Consider the following 21,870-nt stretch of genomic DNA (forward strand, 5'->3'; position numbering starts at 1 on the left):
CCGTGCCTCGAAAGCAGGAATGCTGACGCTTTGTAACGGCGGTTCCAGCGATGTCCATTCCAGTCCAAGGAACGATGACGCGTCCAATACTTGTCTCCTATTCATCAATAGGTTGAGGCTATTGGATCTAAAATGAGACGGACGTTACAGTTGGGCAATGCAGCAACCACAATTGGACTTACGCGTTTTGCGTTATTTTGTCGCGGTGGCCGAGGAACTGCATTTTGGCCGTGCCGCTTCCAGGCTTCATATAGCGCAACCGTCACTGAGCGTTCAAATCCGTAAGCTTGAACATGAGCTGGGTGTTCCCTTATTGATCAGGAGTAGCCGCAGTGTTGAGCTGACCGATGCCGGCGAGGTGTTATTGACCGAGGCGCGACGGCTTCTATCGGCAGCGAAGCGGGTTGTTTCTATGACGCAGGAAGCGGCCAGCGGTGTGAAAGGGACTTTGATTGTTGGGTTCCAGAGCAATGCGGCCGCGGAAATGACACCCAGGATTCTTGCGGCATTCAAGAACAACCATCCAGGTGTGCACGTCCAGATGAGATCCTATGGGTTCTCTGATCCGACCGCGGGGCTTGCTGACGGAAGCGCGGATGTTGCATTTGTGCGTCCACCGCTCCCAGAAGCCGGTTGGCTTGCCATGGAGACGTTGTTTGTTGAGCCGAGGGTCTTAGCGGTCTCCAACGGTTCGCACCTAGCCAAGTTGTCCGAGGTTTCCGTCGAACAAGTTCATGATCAACCATTCGTCGCACGCAATGCACCTGAGAAGTGGCGAGATTTTTGGTTGGCAACCCAGTCGAGGGAAGGGCACCCAGTTCGTTTGGGCACTCAAGTTTCAACTGTGGATGAGTGCTTCGAGGCCATTCTCAATGAGCGTGGGATCGCTTTCACTCAGGCCTCCACTCAACGCTTCTATGACCGGCCAGGTCTTTCTTTTATCCCGGTCAAGGACATTCCACCTTCGACGTTGTCTATTGCTTGGCGTACTGATACCAATGACGAATTGGCGCGTGAATTCGTAGAGACCGCAAGGACATTGGCAACGTTCGGAGGCATTCCAAACGTTACGAGTAGTTTTATCGGTGACCCAATGAGCCCAATCGTCTAGGTGTGCGCCAGTAGAAAACTGACCCCGGCGAATCGTTCCCGGGACTCATGCTGGCATGTCGGGGCCTTCGGTCGGTCCGGGTCCCACTGGGGCTTCGCCGCGTCTCAGGTATTGGTACACCGTTTCCCTGCTCAGTCCGTATTCCCTGGCAAGCTGGGCCTTGGGAATCCCTGCAGCCGCCCGGGCAGTAAGCTCAAGAACCTTCTCCGGTCCAAGAACACGTTTGCGCCCCTTATAGACCCCGCGGGTCTTCGCCAACGCGATGCCTTCACGCTGGCGTTCCTTAATAAGGGACCGTTCGAACTCGGCGAAGGCCCCCATGACGGAGAGCATCAGATTCGCCATCGGGGAATCCTCCCCCGTAAACACCAGACCTTCCTTCACGAACTCGACCCGGGCACCCTTGCCGGTCAGGGTTTGCACCACCGAGCGAAGGTCATCGAGGTTGCGGGCCAGTCGATCCATGGAATGAACCATCACGGTATCCCCCGTGCGTGCGAATCTGATCAGCTCATCGAGCTTCGGCCTCCGGATGTCCTTGCCCGAGGCGCGGTCGGTGAACACTTGGTCCATGGCTTGACCTTCGAGCTGCCGTTGTTCGTTTTGGTCCAAGGTACTGACCCGAACGTACCCAAGTCGCTGTCCAACCACGAAACCCACCCCACATTTTCGAACGCCAACAATTATTTGTCAGGTTAGAGTCTAAGAGGTTCAAGGCAATATGTCCATAAATAAGAAATATGATCCTAATCTGACACTGTTCGAAATGATCGCCTGACGTCTGGTTGGGGTATACCCCAAACTGACGTCCCTGTCTAGGCAGAATTGAGCTGGGAAGCCCAGCTGGGCAGTGCCGAAGTTTTTGCCATAGAATCTAAAATGTCTAAATAATCTAAAGAAGAAAAAGGTTGCTGTGGCAAACCCATTCAAGCCGACGGCCGGCGCAGAGCCGCCGCATCTCATCGGGCGTGAGGACGCACTGGACCTCTTCGTCGAAGGACTCGAAGATGGCGCCGGCGCACCCGGCCTCCTGAGTATCATCTCCGGGCCTCGCGGTATCGGCAAGACCGCCCTGCTTCACCGCGCGGAGAGCATAGCGCTCGAACATGGGTGGGCGCCAATCTCCGACACCGCCACCCCGGGTCTGCTTGAACGCCTCAAGCACGGTGTCGAGGTGCATCTTCGGGAACTGGGCAAAAGAGAGCCAAGGTGGCACATCACTGCCGTGCAGGCAGCATCTTTCGCAGTTACGCGGGAGATAACCCCAGCTTCGCAAATCGATCTGCGGGAACGCATGACGGAACTGACCACGATTCTTCGTGAGCATGGCACCGGTCTGCTGATCACTGTCGATGAGATCCACTCAGTGGATCGCTCCGAGCTCGTTCAGTTGTCGGCGACGGTCCAGCACCTAATCCGAGACGGGCTGCCCATCGCATTCATTGGGGCCGGGATACCCCAAGCGATCTCCAACCTGCTGAACGACAAAATTTCCACTTTCCTCCGCCGGGCAGACCCAATCGTGCTCGACAGCGTCGCCTTAGACGCCGTGAGGGATTCCCTGCGTCAAACCTTTGCGGACAGCAACGTGGCCATCAGCGAGGATCAGCTGACAATGGCGGCGCAAGCCACCGGAGGCTATCCGTTCCTGGTCCAGCTCGTCGGATACCACGTATGGCGTCTTTCGAAGGTTGACGGGGTCACCGACCAAACACTGAGCAGAGGCATAGAGGCGGCACGCAAACGACTTGGATCGACGGTATTGGACACCGCGCTGGCCGATCTCTCAGACGTTGACCGAACTTTCCTGGTCAAGATGGCCATCGACGACGGGCCCTCGTACATGTCCCGCATTGCCGAAAGGATGGGCGAGAGCATTAAGTACGTCGGCGTCTACCGACGAAGGCTCTTGGACACCGGCATCATCAGGACGGCTGGCCATGGCAAGGTAGAGTTCACACTCCCCTATCTGGCCGAGCACCTCCGCAACCATGCCGTCCAGCTCCACAATCCGGGGCAAGGCTCATGAGCGCGTCCAGAGAATTTACCGGGAGAAACCATGTGTCCATTCGCTCCGCTGGGCCCGCTGACTTTCCTGGAGTGCTCACGCTTCTCACCCAGATGCCGCGCTGGAGAAACGCTACACATGGCGCATTTCGCGACGAGAACATCGTGGCGATCGACGACCAGGGACAGATCGTTGGATGGCTTATGGGCAATCATGACTCCGAAGCGTGGCGGAACGTCCACGGATATGACATGGTCGAGGGATGGCGATGCTCGTATATAACGTGGGTACTCGTCGACAAGGGCTGCCGCTCAGCCGGGGTCGGAGCCATGCTGATGGAAACCTTCGCCCATGATTCGGCCTCTGCCGGGAGGGATACCATCGTCGCCTCACCCCAGTCGGGCGAGCACGAGCTGGCGCTCCTGCGGTTCTATTCCCGAATGGGTTACCGCCGCGCGGAATCCGGGCAGGTTCACCGGGGGCCATGGGGATCACCGGTCGATGTTCCCCTACCGGAACCTGAAGTGAGGAGCGCGCCCTCTGCGCCGGATCCACAGGCTGAGGCGGCCATCAGCGAATACCTGCGGAAGCTTGGCTACACGCAATAACCCAGACAGCGGTCGGAGACGAACTTAATCGACGAGGTCAGGGGCACGCGCATATCGGTACATTGCGTGTCTCCGACATCATGGCCTCGACGAGGGCGAAGCTTTCTATGCCGCCGGTACTAAGAACGGCCACGTCGAAGCCACCAAATACCGGGAATTCGCGGAAGTCTTCGATTTCGCTGCGCTCGCTGCTGCGCAGCCACCCAGCATCCGGTGGGGAGTGTGGCATGGGCACTATGTTTACAGTATGGAACCCAACGAGCCTTTCAGTATCGGCATTGCCGTGCCGCTGACCCCCGTCGACGAGAATAACGCCGCAGGACTAGAAAGGGAGCTTTCCGAGCACTATTTCAGCATCAGCCCCGCGGAGTATTTTGAACGCCGCCTCTGGGAGATCATCAAGACTGCGGACACCGCCCACCAGGAAGTGCGCGACTGGCACACCGACGATCCGACGAACCTGTTCAACCAATACGCCACACTGATGGGCAAGGAAATTGACCTTGACAACCCTCCGGGTGACACTCTCGATTCAACGACCATGGCTTCAATCGAGTCCTACACCCTGATGCAGCACGTCATTGAGACCGTGCTCAGGTTGTATGTGGCAGCGAAAAGCCGAAAGCTAGGGACCAGCCCGATGCTGGTGTTGCTGAACATGAAAGATCCCCGGCAACTCCGCGATCCCATCAAGGAACTCCTTCGAGAAGAAGCCGTTCTGAAAGTAAAGGAGACTCTCCTTCCACCGGAGCTCAAACTGGGCGATGATCCCGAAGCATTAGTTGAATTTGAACAACATATTCTGTTCGTTACGCAGTGGCTATCCCACTTCGCACGTTTCTATTCCGATGACCATTTCGGCGGTGCCCAGGGCAATAACCAACTCAAGCACGGGGCGGCCGTCGCCCCCAGGGCAGACCTCGAATACTCGTTCCTTACCAATATTGAGCCTCATCAATCACTGACCAATGAGGAGTGGAACGCCGGAACCCCGATCATCAATGGCCCATCGATCTCATACATGGAGCTCATCAAGCAAGGAGGGTGCGAGCCAGGCATCCGGTTACGGACCGACAATTCAGATCCAGCAACCAACCTAGCCATCGCTGCTGTCGGCATCAGCATCATCAAATCGCTGTGGACCATTGCCGGAGCCGTGGCAGGTCCAGTGACAGGCCCCCCGCGTCAGATTGACTATCCTCTTGATTGGTCGCCTCTCCCAGATGAGGTGTTTGACAAATCGAAGCGGCCACCACGCTCCATCGTGCGCATGCTGCGGGCCCCGGCCCGCAAGGCAGGCGCTCAGAACGGCGCCAAAACAAAAGGTGGCCCGAATTCGCGAAGGAGCCGAACTCCATAAGCGGGCTGCAACTTTCCTGATAGCCAGCCCGTATCTCGTCTATGGCTGTTTTCGCCTTCGCCGCGACCGAACTCCCTGAGACACATTGGTGCGACGAGCTGCCAGGATCAAACCGTCAGACCAGAGAAAGTTCCCAAGTACTCGCTGCCCTCTCATCAAAGAACCCTTTGTTGAGACATCATTTCTCTTAATTCAATTAAACAGAGGTCGCGAAGACGTAGGAGTCAGTGGCGCTGACTCGGTCTTGAGGGTACGTCGACGAGGCGAAGCGGGATTTTTTTGATTAGTCTCGACCACTAAATAGATACCTTCATCGGAGACCTAACCGAGATGACGCCACAGAATCCCATCCGATCATCTCCGACCGGATAAGATTCGAGGGATGCCCGCCGTCATTCGTAGCGCCTATTGATCTACCAATGTATTGGGGTGTGCAGAGGGACCGAGCCATCGCGCTCGGTAGAAGGAGTCGCATTGGTAAAGCTCAATCTCAAGACCATCGAAGAGCGCGTCGCTCCCGTCGGAGGACAAGAAACCTACACCCGGGATTTCATTTTCGACCTGCTCACTGCCTATGGTCGGGCTCAGGGCAATATCACCCGGTTGCGCAATGGCTCATTGAACGTTGCTGAAGATCCGTCAACCGAGGTAGCCCAAAAGAACGTGGTTTACTTCAAGCAGACCACCGAGGACCCTCTGGCTGTCATTGAGGAACTTCGTACTTCGCCTGCAGTAGTTCGCTACAACACCAGATTCGTCATCGTTACCGACTTTGTTGAACTGGTTGCGATCGATATCAAGACGAATGAGAATCTGATGATTCCCATTCGCGACATTGATCAGCATTTCGTGTTCTTCCTCCCGTGGGCCGGGATGGAAAAGGCACAGTATGTTGCCGAAGCGCACGCCGATGTCAAAGCCGCGGAGCGCATGGGCAAACTCTTCGACGAGCTCCTCCAAGCGAACCCCGACGTATTTGATACTCCTACTGGCCGTCACGCACTGAACACGTTCTTTACCCGGCTCCTCTTCTGCTTTTTTGCCGAGGACACCGGTATTTTCACAGAGAACCAGTTCACCAACGCGGTCGGGACGCATACGCAGCCTGATGGCTCCGACGTTGCTGGATTCCTCAACGATCTGTTCACGGCGTTGGATACGCAGTTCGCCTCGGCAAAGCCGGCCCACCTGGCTTCGTTCCCATATGTCAACGGCCGGCTATTTCACACGTCCGATGAGCAGACCGTTCCTCAGTTCACGAAGAAGGCGCGCGGCCTTTTGATCGAGGCTGGCTCTTTGATTTGGAGGGAGATCAACCCGGATATTTTTGGGTCGATGTTTCAAGCGATCGTCACACCAGGAAAACGCTCGGATCTTGGCCAGCATTACACCTCTGTACCGAACATTCTGAAGACTATTGAACCGCTCTTCCTTAATGAGCTTAAAGAAAAGTTCGATAACGCTTACAACTCAGTTCCACAGCTTGAGAAGCTCCTTGACCGGATTAGTGAGATCAAGATTTTTGACCCTGCATGTGGCTCGGGCAACTTCTTGGTGATCGCGTATAAGGAACTGCGCCGCCTCGAACACGCGATCCTGGAACGTCTTGGAAATCTAAGCGTTAAGCATCAGAGAATATCCTTAGATTCACGTATCAATGTTGAGAACTTCTACGGCATCGAGATCGATGACTTCGCCGTAGAAGTCGCAATCCTTTCGTTATGGATTGCTAAGCATCAGATGAATGCAGAGTTCTTCGAGAAGTTCAATCTTAGGATCGAACTGATCCCGCTGAAGGAAGCCGGCCAAATTGCCCAGGGCAATGCTACTCGCGTTGATTGGAACTCGGTCTGCCCGAACGAAGGCGGCGAGATCTACCTGATCGGCAATCCCCCATATAAGGGCGGAAAATCGCAGAGTAAGGAAATGAAAGCCGACTATCCATTCGTCTTCGGCAAACGGCCCTATTCAAAGGACCTTGATTACATCGCGCTCTGGTTCGTAAAAGGCGCCAGTTATATTGAGGGAACGCGAGCGGAGCTGTCGTTTGTCTCCACGAACTCTGTAGCCCAGGGCGAGCACGTCGGTCTGATGTTTCCAATGGTCTTAACCATGGGCATCGAAATAGGATATGCCTACACCTCGTTCAAATGGGAGAACAACGCTAAGCGCAATGCTGGCGTCTCTGTAGTCGTGATCAACCTTCGTATGGAACGCACAGGTCAAAAGTACATCTTCACTGACGGTCTTCAGATTGAGGCAACCAATATTAATGGTTACCTCACCGATGCTCCTTCGGTATTCGTGTACCGACGAACGAGCGTGCTTAGTCCTTCTCTTCCTCGAATGGTTTTGGGATCAATGCCTAAAGATGGTGGACACTTGATTTTTGGGGCCCGAGAACGGGCCGAAATCGTGGCATCTGATCATCGATCAGAACAGCTTATCAAGCGCTATATGGGTTCAGCTGAATTTATTAATGATATTGAACGTTACTGTTTTTGGATTGCAGATAGTGAGTTGGAATTCGCCTACCAAATCCCTCTCATCAAGCGACGACTTGATGCGGTCGCGCAGTGGAGAAGCGAAAGTGTTGCCTCCACCACCGCCGACTTTGCTGTGCACCCAAACCGATTCAAACAGATGGCCTACCGTCCAACGAATTCCATCGTTGTCCCTAGGGTCTCATCTGAGCGACGAAAATATGTTCCAATGGGATTCCTTGGTCCAGAAACTGTTGTTTCAGACCTTGCGAATACTGTCTACGACGCGGAGCCGTGGATTTTTTCGCTGCTTACTTCGAGGATGCACAATGTGTGGCTGAGAGCTGTTAGCGGTCAGCTTGAGACTCGCATTCGTTACGGTGCATACATTGTTTACAACAATTTCCCGGTCCCACCGCTCTCAGCCGCGGTGAAAGAGAAACTCACGGTCGCGGCATTGCGCGTGCTGGATGTACGCGAGTATCACTGCGAACATACTCTCGCCGAGCTTTACGACCCTGAAAGCATGCCACAAGACCTCCGCCAAGCTCATTCTGAGGTAGACGCTCTGGTGGACTCGATCTATTCCAAGAAGCCATACGAGACTGATGAACAACGCCTGTCTGATTTGTTTGCAATGTACGAACGCATGACCGCTGAGGAAGCTGCGAAAGCTTCGGTCAAGAAGACCCGCACTTCGAGGAAGACTGTAGCCAAATGAACGCAATCAAAAAACCAGTGAACATCGTCAACGTCAGCTATGCCCAGACGAAGGCCTCGGTGAATACAGATGCGTTGGGTATGCGCGAAATGCAGCAGCGTGTCTTCGCCCAGCGCGAGGCCCAACACTTGTTGGTGAAGGCTCCCCCGGCCTCGGGTAAGTCCCGTGCGCTCATGTTTGTTGCGCTCGACAAGCTCTACAACCAGAATCGTAAAAAAGTCATCGTCGCCGTGCCGGAACGCTCGATTGGCGCATCGTTTGCGCCAACGAATCTCAGTAAGTTTGGGTTCTGGGCGGACTGGGAAATCAAGGATGGACACAACCTCTGTGATGCTGGTTCTTCAGCTGGTAAGGTCAATGCGTTCATCAAGTTCCTCGAAGGCCCTGATGCAGTACTCGTGTGCACGCATGCGACGCTGCGGTTCGCCTTCGAGAGGCTTGCTCCCGAGGCTTTCAACGGCACCGTCCTGGCTATCGATGAGTTCCACCATGTCTCCGCCGATATTGAGAACTCGCGTCTGGGCTCACTGCTGCGCGATGTGATGAACGGTTCGGACGTGCATATCGTCGCAATGACCGGTTCCTACTTCCGTGGTGACTCCGTGCCGGTCTTGTCCCCAGAAGACGAAGCCAAGTTCACTCCGGTCACTTTCAACTATTACGACCAGCTCAACGGTTACGCACACCTGCATTCACTGGGCATTGGCCACCATTTCTACCAGGGCCGGTACACCGAGGCCATCGAGGAAGTCCTTGACCTCGATAAGAAGACGATTGTGCACATCCCGAGCGTAAATTCGGGTGAGTCCACCAAGGACAAGATTGAAGAAGTCGGCTTCATTATTGATGCCATCGGGCATGTCGAAGAGACCGATGCTGACACGGGAATCATTAGCGTGCGGCGGAGAGACACCGGCCAGATCGTGCTTGTGGCCGACCTGGTCGACGATACCGACCAGAAGAAACGCGGCGACACGATGCACTACCTCGCACACACGGCCTCGAAGAACCGCGACGCGGTCGACATCATCATCGCCCTCGGCATGGCCAAGGAAGGCTTCGACTGGCCCTACGCCGAGCACGCCCTCACCGTAGGCTATCGCGCTTCACTGACCGAGGTTATCCAGATCATCGGCCGAGTCACCCGCGACAGCGAGGGAAAGACCCATGCCCAGTTCACTAACCTGATTGCTCAGCCTGATGCGGCAACCGATGAAGTGAAGCTTTCCGTCAACAACATCCTTAAGGCGATCACTGCATCGTTGCTGATGGAACAGGTCCTCGCACCGAACTTCACGTTCAAAACCAAACGCGGCAACGACGATGCACCAAAGCCTGGCGAACTGAAAATCAAGGGATTCAAAGAACCATCAACACCTCGAGTGAAGCAGATCATCAAGACAGATTTGAATGATCTGAAGGCAACGATTCTGCAAGACGATACGTTCGCCAAGGCTGCAGCAGGTAGCCTCGATCCGGAAACGACCAACAAGGTACTCATCCCGAAGATCATCCGGGAGAAATACCCGGATTTGTCGGATGCCCAAGTAGAAGAGGTTCGTCAGCAGGTTGTGGTCGACTCCGTCATCAAAAACGGTGAGGTTCGCGAAGTCGGAGACAAACGCTTCATCAAGATGGCTGAAAAGTTCGTCAACATAGACGACATCGACATCAATCTCATCGACTCGGTCAACCCGTTCCAGCGGGCCTTCGAAGTGATGAGCAAATCAGTCACGCCCAACGTGCTCCGAATCATTTCGGACACGATCACCGCGACCCGGGTAGAAATATCGGAGCAAGAAGCACTGCTGCTGTGGCCCAAGATTCAGGCGTGGGTCAAGGTTAACGGCCGTAAGCCGGATGTGCGCAGCGAGGATCCAAACGAAAAAAGGTACGCTGAAACGCTGTTGTTCCTGCAACGGAAGAAACAGCAACTTTTGGCACACCAGCGGGCAACACAGATGGTCGACGAGGCATGAGCGAACTAGGCAACGAGAACCCAGTAACAGGTACAGCTGAGCCCGTCTTAGACATTCAATCGTTGATTGACTCAGATCTCGATGGACTTCTTGATACACCTGAGAAGCCTAGGAAGATCACTGCCCAGGGCCGTTTAGAGCGCGCTTTTCTGGAGATCGTTGAGTTCAACAAGGCTCAGGGGCGTCTGCCAAGCTCGAGCACACGAGACATCGCTGAACGAAAGCTCGGTGCACGGCTTGAAGGAATTCTGGCCAGCGAAGAAAAAATCGCTGTGCTAAAGCCCTTGGACGATCTCGGGTTGCTCGAATTCCCCGAAGCGCCGGAGTCATTGGACGATCTGCTCAATGGTGGCGGACTCGACTTGCTGGACGATGATCTTGGGCTTCTCGACGTTTCTGCTTTGCCCCAGCGGCGGACTGCCGACACTCCGGACTCAGTTGCTAAACGCAAGAAAGCCGTAGGGTTCGAAGCCTTCGAACCACTGTTCAAGGCAAAGCATGCCGAACTAGCTCAGGGAACTTTCAAGCTGATCCAGTTCCCGGGCGCGCACACCATTGACTCCGGAAACTTCTTCGTGTTGAACGGTGTCATGCTTTTCGTGGCCGAAGTAGGCGAAACTACCGTGCTCGAAGTCGGTGGCAAAGCACGTCCGAAGCAACGTTTGAGGGTCATCTTCGAAAACGGCACTGAATCATCCATGTATAGGCAGTCTCTTTCGATCCGGCTCCATGAAGGCGATGGGCAAGCTATTGTTCGGACCGGACACGACTCTTCCGAGGTGGGTGATGCTGATGAAGAGTCAGGGCACGTCTATGTGCTTCGCTCGCTGAGCGACGATCCACAAGTGTCATCGATTCAGAATTTGTACAAAATCGGGTTCAGTACGACCACGGTTGAGAAGCGAATCGTTAACGCCGCAGGCAGTCCGACTTATTTGATGGCACCGGTGGAAATCGTCGCTGACTACAGGGCATATAACTTGCGTGCTTCGGCGTTGGAACACTTACTGCATCGGGTGTTCTCTTCGGTTCGTTTGGACGTTACCCAGGTAGATCGTGGGGGCAAGAATTACGATCCTTCTGAATGGTTTGTGGTGCCGCTGAACGTGATCAACCAGGCGATCAGCATGATCATGTCAGGTGAAATCGTCGATTACGTTTACGCCTCACAACAAGAGAAGCTCGTTCCTCGCGAGGGCCAGACTAACTGACGGTATCCAGCAGGGTTGAGAGGGGCGGTCCTAGTGACCGTTCCTCTCACGTCAAAATGAGATCAACCGCCGATAACAGCACATCCGACATGAATCCGCTCTCCTACTGGCTATCCGGGTCAGGTTCCTCCGACCCCAAACATCGACCCCATCAGGCGCTGCACGTATTCCGTTTGGGCTTTGAGGTTCCAGTGAAGTTCACCGGGTGGTTGCAAAGCGATCCTTTCCTGGCGCTTTGTGTAGGCCCGCCTCACACGTAGCAGCGCACTGTCCGGTCTCAATATTGTTGACAACGCTGACCTGGGGTTTTGCCAACTTCAATGAGACGGAACTTGCCCGTTTCGTCTCACTGAAGTTGGCAATTCCGTATCCTTCGTGTGGGGCAGTCAGCTGGACTGCACTTGGCAAAGGCGCACGGATACCGCCGATTCGACTGGACCGATCTCAAAATTGCCCAGCATGTGCACGGAATCATTCTGGTTCAGCAACATTGACCTCGAAGCCTCCGCGTTGCCAACTTGAATGAGACAAACCGTGTAATCCGTATCTTGCCAAGTCCAATGAGATTATTGCCAACAATACTGAGACAGGACACATACCGTTCTCGGATGGCGATTGAACTGACGGATCTCCTTTGACTCCAGCGGCGGGTTTTGACCATTGAGGGCAGATCGTCCGGTGTGACGCACCGTCCCGCCTCGGGCTCCGGGTGGAACAATCGCCCTCCCAAGTCAACTGAATATTGGCCCCTGTGGGCTCCACTTGTGGTGCGGGTGAGCTCCGCCGTCCGATAGGGCGATTGGTGTGCTTGAGCACCACCGCTGGCGTGTTTGGGCACCAACTGCAAGGCTCCTTCCACCATGTGATGGCCACATGGTGGAAGGAGTACCGGCAATGGTACGGAAGATCAAGGCGAAGTTGGTATTGCAGCTGCGTAACCAGAGCCTGTCGCGACGGGCGATCGAGTCTGCCCATAAGATATCCCGGCACAGCATTCAGGCGGTCCTCGATGCGGCGGAGCTGGCAGGACTTGGTTGGGATGACGTCGCCGAGATGACGTCGCCGAGATGTCGGAGGCCGAGGTATATACGGCGTTGTTTCCCGGCCGCGGGGTGAGGGAGAGCGTATTCGTGATGGCGCTCAGGGAAATTCCCTAGTTCTGCTCACCGGTTTCACCCAGCCCGCGTGAGCTAAGTTAGCAGGTTTGCCGGGGTGCCGGTAGTCGCCTTCCGGAGTTGCTCTGCCGCGTCGTGGTGGTTACGCAGCCGGTAGGAGTCCCCGTCAAGGTTCAGCACCACGGAACGGTGCAGCAGCCGGTCGAGCATGGCCGCGGCGACGGTGGTGTCGCCCAGGATCTCTCCCCACAAATCCCACCGGCCTGTTTGTCGTGATCACGATGCTGGTTTTCAGGTAGCGCTGGTTGATGACCTGGAACAGGGCCGAGGCGGCCTCGCCCGGCAGTGCCAGGTAGCCCAGTTCGTCGATGACCAGGAGCGTTGGCCCCGAGTAGTAACGCATGGTGGATGACCAGTGCCCTTCGATGGCGCCCTTGTGGCAGCGGGCCGCCAGCTCGGCCGCGGAGGTGAAATAGACGCGGTAGCCGGCTGCGACCGCCGCCCGACCCAGGCCGGCTCCTCACGGTTCGGTCGGCAACCGGAAACCCATTCTTGGCCTCCGCGGATTGTGTGCGCTCCCCCGCTTGCTGTTTCTCCTCCCGCTCTTCCCGGGAAAAAACTAGTATGTATAAAGAATATTGCCAAAAGACTTGGGACGCAGGGGAAGTCTCAGTGAAGCTACGTACAAGTAATTCAAGAAAATAGTGGCCTTTCCCTTCTTTCCATGCCTATGATGTGGGTCACAAGCTTTTTGATCCTCCGCTTTTCCAGCTCCCGATGTTGAGCTGGAGAGGATGCCCATCCTGCTTTTGAGCAGATAGAAAGGAACCACCGTGACCGTAGTGCAGTCCACGAGCTCCACCACTAACAAGGTCCTGCCCCACCCGCTGAACGCCTGGTATGTGGCCGGCTGGGACCACGAGGTCACGCGCAAGCCGATGTCCCGCCGCATCGCCAACCGCCCGGTGGCCCTTTACCGCACCGAGGACGGCCAGGTCGTGGCCCTGGCCGATGCCTGCTGGCACCGCTTGGCGCCGTTGTCGATGGGCAAGACTGTGGGCAAGGACGGGATCCAGTGCCCGTACCACGGCATCGTCTACAACTCGGCGGGCCGCTGCGTGTCCATGCCGGCGCAGGAGACCATCAATCCCTCCGCCACCGTTCCTTCCTTCCCCATTGTGGAGCGCTACCGCTACGTGTGGATCTGGATGGGCGACCCGACACTGGCAGACCCGGACCTGGTGCCGGACATGCATTGGGCGGATGACCCGGGGTGGGCAGGGGACGGCAAGGTCATCCATGCGCCATGCAACTACCAGCTGGTGCTGGACAACCTCATGGACCTGACCCACGAGGAATTCGTCCACGAGGGCAGCATCGGAAACGATGCCCTGAGCCAGGCCGGCTTCGAGGTGACGCACACCAGCACCACGGTCACCCTCTCCCGGTGGATGACCGACATCGAGGCTCCACCTGTGTGGGCTGGGTATCTGCGCGAGCGGTTTCCCGACTACAGGGGGAATGTCGATAGGTGGCAGATCATCACCTTCGAGGCCCCGTCAACAATCTGCCTTGACGTGGGGGTGGCGAAGGCCGGCACCGGCGCGCCGGAGGGCGACCGCAGCCAGGGCGTCAACGGGTATGTCCTGAACACGGTCACCCCGGAGACCGAGCGGTCGTCCCATTACTTCTGGGCGTTCATGCGCAATTTCAAGCTGGATAGCCAGCGGGTGACGACCCAAACCAGGGAGGGCGTGTCCAGGATTTTCGCCCAGGACGAGGAAATGCTTGTTGCTCAGCAGGCAGCCATCGACGCCAACCCCGACTACGAGTTCTACAACCTAAACATCGACTCGGGCGGCATGTGGGTGCGCCGCATCCTCGAGTCCATGCTGGCCGCCGAAGGGCGTCTGGCCGCCTCCGCCTAAGGCGGAGACGGACAGCGAAGGATACGGACAAGGACCATGGCAGCAACAAACATTGAAACCTGGCAATCGGCAACCGTGGTCGAAAAGATCCCGGTGGCCGACGGCATTGCACGCATCGTGCTCATACCCTCCCTGCCGCTCAAGGCCGAACCGGGATCGCACGTGGACCTGATGGTCGAAATCAACGGGGAACAGGCAAAACGCTCCTACTCGGTGGTGGAATCGAACCACGACGGGACCCGGCTGGTGATCAGCGTGATGAGGGCGCCGCTCTCGCGGGGAGGTTCGATCTTCATGCACGGGCTCGTGGCGGGACAGCAGCTGGAAATCACCCAGCCGCTGCAGAACTTCCCGCTGCGCGTCGGCGCGCAGCGCTACATCCTGCTGGCCGGGGGCATCGGTGTGACAGCCGTTGCCAACATGGCTGCGGTGCTCAAGCGGCTGAAGGCCGACTACACGCTGGTGTACGTCGGACGCAGCCGCAGCGCCATGGCCTACCTGGCCGAATTGTCCGAACTGCACGGCGAACGGCTCGAGGTGCACGTCGATGACGAGGGCTCCTCGCTGAAGGTCCCCGAACTGGTGGGCCGCGCGGATGCGGACACCGAACTGTACATGTGCGGGCCCATCCGGCTGATGGACGCGGTGCGCCGCACCTGGGTGGAGCGCGAGCTGGATTTGCCCAACCTTCGCTACGAGACCTTCGGCAACAGCGGCTGGTACGACCCCGAGGAATTCATCGTGCGCGTCCCCAAGCTGGATCTCGAAGTTAGGGTGCCCCAGGGCCGCTCCATGCTCGAGGCCCTCGAGGACGCGGGCGCGGAGATGATGTTCGACTGCCGCAAGGGAGAATGCGGACTCTGCGAGGTCCGCATCACCGAGCTCTCCGGTGCCATCGACCACCGCGACGTGTTCTATTCCGAGCGCCAGCAGCGCCTGGGCACGAAGATGAACTGCTGCGTCTCACGCGCCGTCACCTCAGCCACCGGTGCCCGGTCCGACACGAACCATGCCGGCCCGGCGGTCATCACCATCGGCGTCTCCTGAAACACGTCTCGTCCAGGTGGAATGACATCTAGCTGGTTCTCTGCACATTCTCTGGATACGTAGAAAGTCAGTACAAAGTAGATAGTTATCCCGGCAGCTCTTCCAATATAGCTCGAATCCATATATTCTGTATACGGAGTAAATCTCCTCTATCCGCTAGGAAATCAATGATGCCTACCGTAACGCGCAGTACCTCCATGGCCCGCAGGGTCGCCCTGTCGAGCCTCATCGGCACCACCATCGAGTGGTACGACTACTTCATCTACGGCAGCGCCGCCGTCCTGGTTTTCGGTCCACAGTTCTTCCCGGGCGATGACCCGACAGCGAGCACCCTCGCTGCCTTTGCAACATTCGCCGTCGGCTTCCTGGCACGTCCCATTGGCGGAATCGTCATGGGGCATTTCGGGGACCGCGTTGGACGCAAGTCCATGCTGATCATCTCCATGCTCCTCATGGGCGGAGCAACGGTGGCCATCGGCCTCCTGCCGAACTACGCGGCCATCGGCATCGCGGCGCCCATCCTGCTGGTGGTATTGCGCCTCGTCCAGGGCTTCGGCGTCGGCGGCGAATGGGGCGGGGCCGTCCTGATGTCCGTGGAGCATGCACCGCGTGGACGCCGGACGTTTTATGGTTCCTTCGCCCAGATGGGGCTTCCGGCCGGCATCATCTTCGCGAACCTGGTTTTCATCGTCGTCGTGAACGTGGTGTCCCCTGAGGCCTTCGCAGCCTGGGGCTGGCGGCTCCCCTTCCTGCTGAGCGCGGCACTGATCGTCTTCGGGTTCGTCCTGCGCTTCAAGATCACCGAAAGCCCCACCTTTACAGGCGTCAAGGACACCGGTTCGGTCGAGAAGCAGCCCCTGGTTGCCCTCGTCACCCGCCACTTCAAGCCCCTGGCCCTAGCCAGCGCGGCATCCATTGCGGCTCCCGCCTTGGGCTATTTGATCCTCGTGTACATGCTCTCCTACGGCACCGCCGTCCTGGGACTGTCCAAGACGACCATGCTCTGGCTGATCATCGGCGGTGCCGCCGTCTGGTTCATCGTCATCGCGGTGTCCGCCCAGGTAGCGGACCGGGTGGGCCGCAAGAAGGTATTCCTCGCCGGCGCGCTGCTGGTGGCGATCTGGGCATTCCCCTTCTTCGCCCTGGTCGATACCGCATCCCCGGCGCTGATCCTGCTGGCGTTCGCGGTCGGAACCTCGGCGATAGCCATGATGGCAGGGCCCCAGGCCGCCCTCGTAGCCGCACTGTTCCCCCCCGCCATCCGGTACAGCGGCGCATCGGTCGCCTACCAGATCGGATCCATCATCGGAGGCGCGTTCGCACCGATGATTGCCACCGCACTGTATGCCGCCACGGGCACCTCTGTCCTGATCGCCTGCTACATGGGCGGCCTGGGACTGCTCAGCTTCGTCGCCCTGCTCTTCCTGCGTGAGGAAAAGGACGCCGATAACATACCCGACGTCGTGGCAGCCGACGCCCCCAACTCCATTCGATAACCACCAATCCACAAGGAGGACACCATGAGCACCGCCCGTTATCACAGCACCGAAGTAGACCTCGACGGTCTCTACCAAGACATGAGCGAGCATAACCTGCAGCCCCTTTGGGCCATGCAAGGCCTGCTGACTCCCGAACCTGTACCCCGCACCCTTCCCCACCGTTGGCGCGCAAAGCACATGCGTGCCCTGGGTGAACGCGCCGGGGCCCTGGTTCCGATCGACCAGGGAGGGGACCGCCGGGTGCTGGCCTGCGCCAACCCGGGTCTCGACGGTGCCCCATACGCCACGGCAACCCTGTGGGCGGCCGTCCAATTCCTCGGACCCCGCGAAAAGGCCCCTGCCCACCGGCATTCCCCTTCCGCCTTGAGGTTTGTCCTTGAAGGCGAAAGCGTCTGGACGTTGATCGACGGAGACCCGCTGCACATGGCGGCCGGGGACCTGGTCCTGACGCCCGCCTGGACCTTCCACGAACACCACAACCCCAGCGACAAGGGCATGCTGTGGGTCGACGTGCTGGACCTGCCCATGGTGGAGTTCATGGAATCAGTCTTCTTCGAAGACGGTCCCAGCGAGGACGTGGAGCCGAAGACCGACCTGCAGTCGGCCTCCGAGCAGCTCTACGGACACCCCGGACTCGTCCCCGCCGGCCGCGCCGCCAATCCCAGCGACACGCATTCGCCGTTGCTGGCCTACCGGTGGGCCGATACCGATGCCGCACTCAGGCAGCAAGCCGCACACACCGGTCAGACGGATGTCACCATGCGGTTCACCGACCCGGTCCGCGGCGGCGACGTCATGCCGACACTGCGCTGCCAAATGCGCCGCGTCACGGCCGGCACCGCAACCTCAACCCACCGCCAAACCGGCACCCAGGTGACCACGGTGCTGCACGGCAGCGGCCGCATCACCGTCGGAGACCAGGAATTCGATATCGAGCACGGCGATGTCATCGCGGTTCCCTCTTGGGCACGGACCACGGTGCATGCCGACGCGGGCTCCGAGGACCTGGACCTGTTCACCACCAGCGACGCACCGGTGCTCAATGCACTCAAGCTCTTCCGGGAGGAATGGTCATGACCGACAACCATGTGGAAATGCTCATCGCCGGCGGCGGCATCGGCGGCCTGGCCACAGCCTTGGCCGTGGCTAGGACCGGGCGACAGGTGCACCTGGTCGAGCGGGCACCGGAATTCGGCGAGATCGGCGCCGGGCTCCAACTCGGCCCGAACGCCACCCGGGCCCTGGACCAGCTGGGCTTGCTAGACGGCGTCCTGGAAACCGCGGTCGTTCCCCGCCGAGGGGTGATCTTCGACGCGGCAACCGGCGAGAAACTCACCACCATCGACTTCGGGGAAAAATTCCGCGACCACTACGGATACCCCTACATCGTCACCCACCGCAGGGATCTGCTCGATGTTCTCCTGGCGGCCTGCCGAAAGGAAGAAAACCTCACACTGAGCAACAACCGGACGCTGGCCGCGGTGCGCGAGGACGGGGACCAGGTCCTCGTCGACTTCGCAGACGGCGACCAATGGAGCGCAGATATCCTGGTCGGGGCCGACGGCATCAAATCGACCGTCCGCACCCTGATCGATGACACACAGCCGGTCTTCAACGGCCACGTCGCCTTCCGGGGCACCGTGCCGACCGCCCACGTTGCGGACTTCATCAGCCAAGAGGACGTCGCCCTGTGGATAGGCCCCGGACTTCACCTGATGCAGTACCCGGTCCGCCACGGGGAACTCTACAACCAGGTCGCAGTGATCGAATCCGACCGTTTCGCCCAAGGCAGGGATGACTGGGGGACCCAGGAAGAACTCGCCGAAATGTTCGCGGACATGTGCGAACCGGTCCGCCGATCCGTGGGCATGATCGATTCCGGCCGCGGCACACCCATCAGCGACCGCGACCCCTCCGCCACCTGGAGCAGCGGCAGGACGGTATTGGTCGGAGACGCGGCCCATGCCATGCTCCAATACCTGGGCCAGGGCGCATGCCAGGCACTGGAGGACGCGTTGTCGCTGGCGGACAACCTGGACAAGGAGGGACACGACCACGTACGCGCATTCAGCGGCTATGAAAGCGAACGAGTGGACCGTGCCTCGGACTGCCAACGGGCGGCCCGGCCGTGGGGGGCCCTATGGCACACCCGAGACGAAACCACCCTTGCCCTGCGCAACCGCTACTTCCGGATGCGAACGGCAGATGACTATTCCGAATTCGACTGGCTCTACTTGCCAGCGGAGCACAACACGAAAGGGCAATCCAATGAAACTGGCAAGCTTTACCACGTCTGATGGCCGCCGAGGCGCCGGAGTTGTAACCGAGGAAGGGATCCGAGCCCTCGAGCTCGAGCCCGCTTCCCCCGACTTCATGGGTTTCAGCCCGATGCGCCGGATTCTGGCACAGTACGGAACCGAACTCACCGCGCTCGGGGCGAAGGCTGCCACCGGCGAACTCTTCGGCCTTGACGCCATCACCCTCGACGCACCGGTCCCCGACCCCGGAAAGATCGTGGCGGCACCGGTGAACTACCGAGACCACCAAGCCGAAATGAACCAGGACGCGCACATCGATGCCCTCGGGTTCTTCCTGAAGTCCCCCTCCTCCGTGCTGGGGCCAGGCGGCACCGTCCAGCTCCCCTACACGGACCGCCGGTTCGACCAGGAGGGCGAGCTCGCCATCATCATCGGGACGGCCGCGTCCCACATCTCGGTCCAGGACGCTCCCAGCATCATCGCCGGCTATACGCTCCTGCTCGATATGACCATGCGGGGCGGAGAGGACCGATCCACCCGCAAGTCATTCGATACCTTCACCCCCATGGGCCCGTACCTCGTCACCCCCGACGAGATCGGCAACCTGGACCAACTGTCCCTGCAGTGCTCGGTTGACGGTACCCTCCGGCAAGATGCCGACATCAGCGACCTGATCTGGGGAGTCCCGGAGCTGATCGCCTACGCCTCCTCGGTGACCAAGCTCCTGCCCGGGGACGTCATCACCACCGGCACCCCGGCAGGTATCGGACAAGTCGCCGACGGCCAGCGTATTGCCCTGGAAGTTTCCCGACTGGGCAAGCTCGAAGTGATCGTCAGCGCCGACGGGGCGGTGTCGTGCCCGACCCGAGGGGCCAATCGCGGACCAAAACCACCGGAAACCATCACCCCGGTACGCCAAACCCCCAGCTACAGCAAGTAGCCAAGCGCAACAGGACCTTCTGCCGGGGCTCAATCCCCGGTTGTAGGTCCTGTTGCGTCCGGGATGCACGTGAGCATCCGAACCAAGTCGGCCGATTCCTCCACGGAAAGTGGTTCCATCAAGGACTCCTGCACCTGCAAAACTCCCGGACTGGCCCTTCGGATGACCTTCCGGCCCTCATCGGAGACATTAAGGATCCGACGACGGCCATCGGCTGGATCCCTGTTCTTCGTCAGCCATTCCTTGCGAGCCAGCCTGTCCACAACATCACCGACAACGGACTTGTCCAAGGAGGCAAGTTCCCCCAACCGTTTCTGGTCCATCTCTCCGTGGCGGATCAAGGTTGCCAAGACGGCGTACTGGGGACTGGTCATATCCTCCTCGACAAGCGCACCCCACAACTGGGTATGAACTTGCAAGGACCGCCGAAGCAAGTGCCCCGGGGCGGTGGAGATGCCGATGACATCCGCCTCGGTCTGCGTCGGCTCCGGACCAACATCCGTTGCGGAGCGATACGCCACCTTCGCCAGCAGGCGAACGAACTCCACGGCATCGGCGGACGTGAATCCGACCAGCAATTTTCCGTGAACACCTTGCACCCTAGGGGTGATGTCCCGCAAGGCCACCCGGGCCGGCATGCTCAAACTCAGCACGCGCTTCCGTCGGTCCCCGGTGTCGCCACCGCGAATCAGCCAGCCCATCGAGGTAAGCCGGTTGATCACATCGGCCCCGGTGGACTTGTCCAGAGAGGCCAATTCACCGGCACCCGTCTGGTCAATGCCAGCCCACCGCGCCACGGCTGCCAGCACCGCATACTGCGGACCGGTCAGTTCGCTGCCGAACTCGTCAATCCAATATTTTGTGTTGAACTGCTGGGCCCGGCGCATCAGGTGCCCGATCGAAATGCGGGGTTCAATACCCGCCGAAAATTCTGGGGTGATATATAAAGTCGCATCCCTCGTCATTTACCCATTTTGTCACCCCTGGACAACTAATTCTCGATGCGGTCCCCCGAACCGCGGCAATTCAGGACCGGGCGTAGTCCAGCACAGTGCCAGGACAGCGCATGCCTCATGCCATCCCTTCGGATTCCAAATGACTTGATCCGCTCCATCTATACACATATGCCTCGATGCTGGCCGCCGATAATCGCACATATGAACCACTGTAATGATCCTATTTGCAGAATCCGCTGAATAGGGCTCGGTGATATGGCGTCCGCTTCGTGCGGTTCCTTGAAGCATAAAACCCCGCCACGTCATCACGTGTCGGGCAGGGTCTCCGGTTCGTGCTCGAGCGCTGCAGTGATGGCATCCGGAGACGGGAGGGTCGCCTTCACATCAACCGGAAGAGCCTCGTACGTATAGGACGACACGGCCAACGGCTTAGTTGAACCATCCAGGGCATAGCGCACGGTGCGATCGTTCTTTGACCCACACACCAGGATCCCGACCGTCGGTGCCTGCCGGGGCAACCGGAGCATGTCATCGACGGCAGCGACATAGAAGTTCAACTGTCCCAGGTTATGCGCAGCAGCACATAACGCAGGTTATGCGCAGCAGGACGTTATGGCGAATTCTTCGTTCGCACTTGCGTGTTAAC

At 58.4% G+C, this 21,870-nt stretch carries 17 protein-coding genes and 1 pseudogene; 13 read left to right on the forward strand and 5 right to left on the reverse strand.

Annotation, left to right across the window (positions count from 1 at the left end; all coding sequences use genetic code 11):
- Positions 1–157 precede the first annotated feature (157 nt).
- Entirely contained in the window at positions 158–1,111 is a 954-nt protein-coding gene (locus ADIAG_RS18750; protein ID WP_007273011.1) for a LysR family transcriptional regulator, read from the forward strand.
- Between the two features lie 45 nt (positions 1,112–1,156).
- On the opposite strand, the gene ADIAG_RS18755 is transcribed toward ADIAG_RS18750, so the two are convergent.
- The gene (locus ADIAG_RS18755; protein WP_051060019.1) at positions 1,157–1,762 is read right to left on the reverse strand and encodes a recombinase family protein; all 606 of its coding nucleotides are present in this window, start codon (positions 1,760–1,762) and stop codon (positions 1,157–1,159) included.
- Between the two features lie 262 nt (positions 1,763–2,024).
- Between ADIAG_RS18755 and ADIAG_RS18760 the strand changes: the two genes are divergently transcribed.
- The gene (locus ADIAG_RS18760) at positions 2,025–3,140 is read left to right on the forward strand and encodes an ATP-binding protein (protein ID WP_007273013.1); all 1,116 of its coding nucleotides are present in this window, start codon (positions 2,025–2,027) and stop codon (positions 3,138–3,140) included.
- Complete coding sequence (locus ADIAG_RS18765) at positions 3,137–3,727, forward strand: GNAT family N-acetyltransferase (RefSeq protein ID WP_007273014.1); 591 nt, start codon at positions 3,137–3,139, stop codon at positions 3,725–3,727. Before ADIAG_RS18760 ends, ADIAG_RS18765 begins: the two co-directional genes overlap by 4 nt.
- 37 nt (positions 3,728–3,764) lie before the next feature.
- Here ADIAG_RS18765 and ADIAG_RS21505 read toward each other — a convergent pair whose 3' ends face one another.
- Positions 3,765–3,956: a hypothetical protein gene (locus ADIAG_RS21505; RefSeq protein ID WP_152426227.1), complete on the reverse strand. Its 192-nt coding sequence runs from the start codon at positions 3,954–3,956 to the stop codon at positions 3,765–3,767.
- Positions 3,957–3,974: 18 nt separating this feature from the next.
- Between ADIAG_RS21505 and ADIAG_RS18770 the strand changes: the two genes are divergently transcribed.
- From ADIAG_RS18770 to ADIAG_RS18785, 4 genes are all read left to right on the forward strand, one after another.
- Positions 3,975–5,087: a hypothetical protein gene (locus ADIAG_RS18770; protein WP_007273015.1), complete on the forward strand. Its 1,113-nt coding sequence runs from the start codon at positions 3,975–3,977 to the stop codon at positions 5,085–5,087.
- A gap of 474 nt (positions 5,088–5,561) precedes the next feature.
- Positions 5,562–8,291 carry a DNA methyltransferase gene (locus ADIAG_RS18775; RefSeq protein WP_007273016.1) on the forward strand — a complete coding sequence of 910 codons (2,730 nt, stop codon included), beginning with the start codon at positions 5,562–5,564 and terminating at the stop codon, positions 8,289–8,291.
- Positions 8,288–10,270 carry a DEAD/DEAH box helicase gene (locus ADIAG_RS18780; protein ID WP_007273017.1) on the forward strand — a complete coding sequence of 661 codons (1,983 nt, stop codon included), beginning with the start codon at positions 8,288–8,290 and terminating at the stop codon, positions 10,268–10,270. Before ADIAG_RS18775 ends, ADIAG_RS18780 begins: the two co-directional genes overlap by 4 nt.
- Positions 10,267–11,481 carry a GIY-YIG nuclease family protein gene (locus ADIAG_RS18785; RefSeq protein ID WP_007273018.1) on the forward strand — a complete coding sequence of 405 codons (1,215 nt, stop codon included), beginning with the start codon at positions 10,267–10,269 and terminating at the stop codon, positions 11,479–11,481. Before ADIAG_RS18780 ends, ADIAG_RS18785 begins: the two co-directional genes overlap by 4 nt.
- Before the next feature lie 1,190 nt (positions 11,482–12,671).
- On the opposite strand, the pseudogene ADIAG_RS18795 reads toward ADIAG_RS18785, so the two are convergent.
- A pseudogene (locus ADIAG_RS18795) lies at positions 12,672–13,110 on the reverse strand (ATP-binding protein); the annotation flags it as partial.
- Positions 13,111–13,429: 319 nt separating this feature from the next.
- Here ADIAG_RS18795 and ADIAG_RS18800 point away from each other — a divergent pair.
- From ADIAG_RS18800 to ADIAG_RS18825, 6 genes are all read left to right on the forward strand, one after another.
- A complete protein-coding gene (locus tag ADIAG_RS18800) occupies positions 13,430–14,524 on the forward strand; it encodes an aromatic ring-hydroxylating dioxygenase subunit alpha (protein WP_007273022.1) in 1,095 nt (364 codons plus the stop codon).
- 36 nt (positions 14,525–14,560) lie between these two features.
- A complete protein-coding gene (locus ADIAG_RS18805) occupies positions 14,561–15,571 on the forward strand; it encodes a PDR/VanB family oxidoreductase (RefSeq protein ID WP_007273023.1) in 1,011 nt (336 codons plus the stop codon).
- Positions 15,572–15,741: 170 nt separating this feature from the next.
- Positions 15,742–17,067, forward strand: coding sequence for an MFS transporter (locus ADIAG_RS18810; protein ID WP_051060013.1), 1,326 nt, complete (start codon positions 15,742–15,744; stop codon positions 17,065–17,067).
- 24 nt (positions 17,068–17,091) lie between these two features.
- A complete protein-coding gene (locus ADIAG_RS18815) occupies positions 17,092–18,147 on the forward strand; it encodes a cupin domain-containing protein (RefSeq protein WP_007273025.1) in 1,056 nt (351 codons plus the stop codon).
- Complete coding sequence (locus ADIAG_RS18820; protein WP_007273026.1) at positions 18,144–19,367, forward strand: FAD-dependent monooxygenase; 1,224 nt, start codon at positions 18,144–18,146, stop codon at positions 19,365–19,367. The genes ADIAG_RS18815 and ADIAG_RS18820 overlap by 4 nt, the downstream gene beginning before the upstream one ends.
- Entirely contained in the window at positions 19,339–20,268 is a 930-nt protein-coding gene (locus tag ADIAG_RS18825; protein ID WP_007273027.1) for a fumarylacetoacetate hydrolase family protein, read from the forward strand. Before ADIAG_RS18820 ends, ADIAG_RS18825 begins: the two co-directional genes overlap by 29 nt.
- Positions 20,269–20,297: 29 nt before the next feature.
- Here the strand turns inward: ADIAG_RS18825 and ADIAG_RS20560 are convergent, their stop codons facing one another.
- Positions 20,298–21,233 (reverse strand): MarR family winged helix-turn-helix transcriptional regulator, encoded by a 936-nt coding sequence (locus tag ADIAG_RS20560; RefSeq protein WP_007273028.1) that lies wholly within the window; start codon positions 21,231–21,233, stop codon positions 20,298–20,300.
- Positions 21,234–21,529: 296 nt separating this feature from the next.
- A complete protein-coding gene (locus ADIAG_RS18835; protein ID WP_051060015.1) occupies positions 21,530–21,790 on the reverse strand; it encodes a PDDEXK nuclease domain-containing protein in 261 nt (86 codons plus the stop codon).
- Positions 21,791–21,870: the final 80 nt, after the last annotated feature.

It is taken from the genome of Paeniglutamicibacter gangotriensis Lz1y, from assembly GCF_000348945.1.
GTDB classification, from domain to species: Bacteria; Actinomycetota; Actinomycetes; order Actinomycetales; family Micrococcaceae; genus Paeniglutamicibacter; species Paeniglutamicibacter gangotriensis.

Coding starts and splice junctions, on each gene's coding strand:
- ADIAG_RS18750 (WP_007273011.1), top strand. CDS start 158: ATGCAGCAACCACAATTGGACTTACGCGTTTTGCGTTATTTTGTCGCG.
- ADIAG_RS18770 (WP_007273015.1), top strand. CDS start 3,975: ATGGAACCCAACGAGCCTTTCAGTATCGGCATTGCCGTGCCGCTGACC.
- ADIAG_RS18785 (WP_007273018.1), top strand. CDS start 10,267: ATGAGCGAACTAGGCAACGAGAACCCAGTAACAGGTACAGCTGAGCCC.
- ADIAG_RS18805 (WP_007273023.1), top strand. CDS start 14,561: ATGGCAGCAACAAACATTGAAACCTGGCAATCGGCAACCGTGGTCGAA.
- ADIAG_RS18820 (WP_007273026.1), top strand. CDS start 18,144: ATGACCGACAACCATGTGGAAATGCTCATCGCCGGCGGCGGCATCGGC.
- ADIAG_RS20560 (WP_007273028.1), bottom strand. CDS start 21,233: ATGACGAGGGATGCGACTTTATATATCACCCCAGAATTTTCGGCGGGT.
- ADIAG_RS21505 (WP_152426227.1), bottom strand. CDS start 3,956: ATGCCACACTCCCCACCGGATGCTGGGTGGCTGCGCAGCAGCGAGCGC.
- ADIAG_RS18825 (WP_007273027.1), top strand. CDS start 19,339: ATGAAACTGGCAAGCTTTACCACGTCTGATGGCCGCCGAGGCGCCGGA.
- ADIAG_RS18780 (WP_007273017.1), top strand. CDS start 8,288: ATGAACGCAATCAAAAAACCAGTGAACATCGTCAACGTCAGCTATGCC.
- ADIAG_RS18815 (WP_007273025.1), top strand. CDS start 17,092: ATGAGCACCGCCCGTTATCACAGCACCGAAGTAGACCTCGACGGTCTC.
- ADIAG_RS18765 (WP_007273014.1), top strand. CDS start 3,137: ATGAGCGCGTCCAGAGAATTTACCGGGAGAAACCATGTGTCCATTCGC.
- ADIAG_RS18810 (WP_051060013.1), top strand. CDS start 15,742: ATGCCTACCGTAACGCGCAGTACCTCCATGGCCCGCAGGGTCGCCCTG.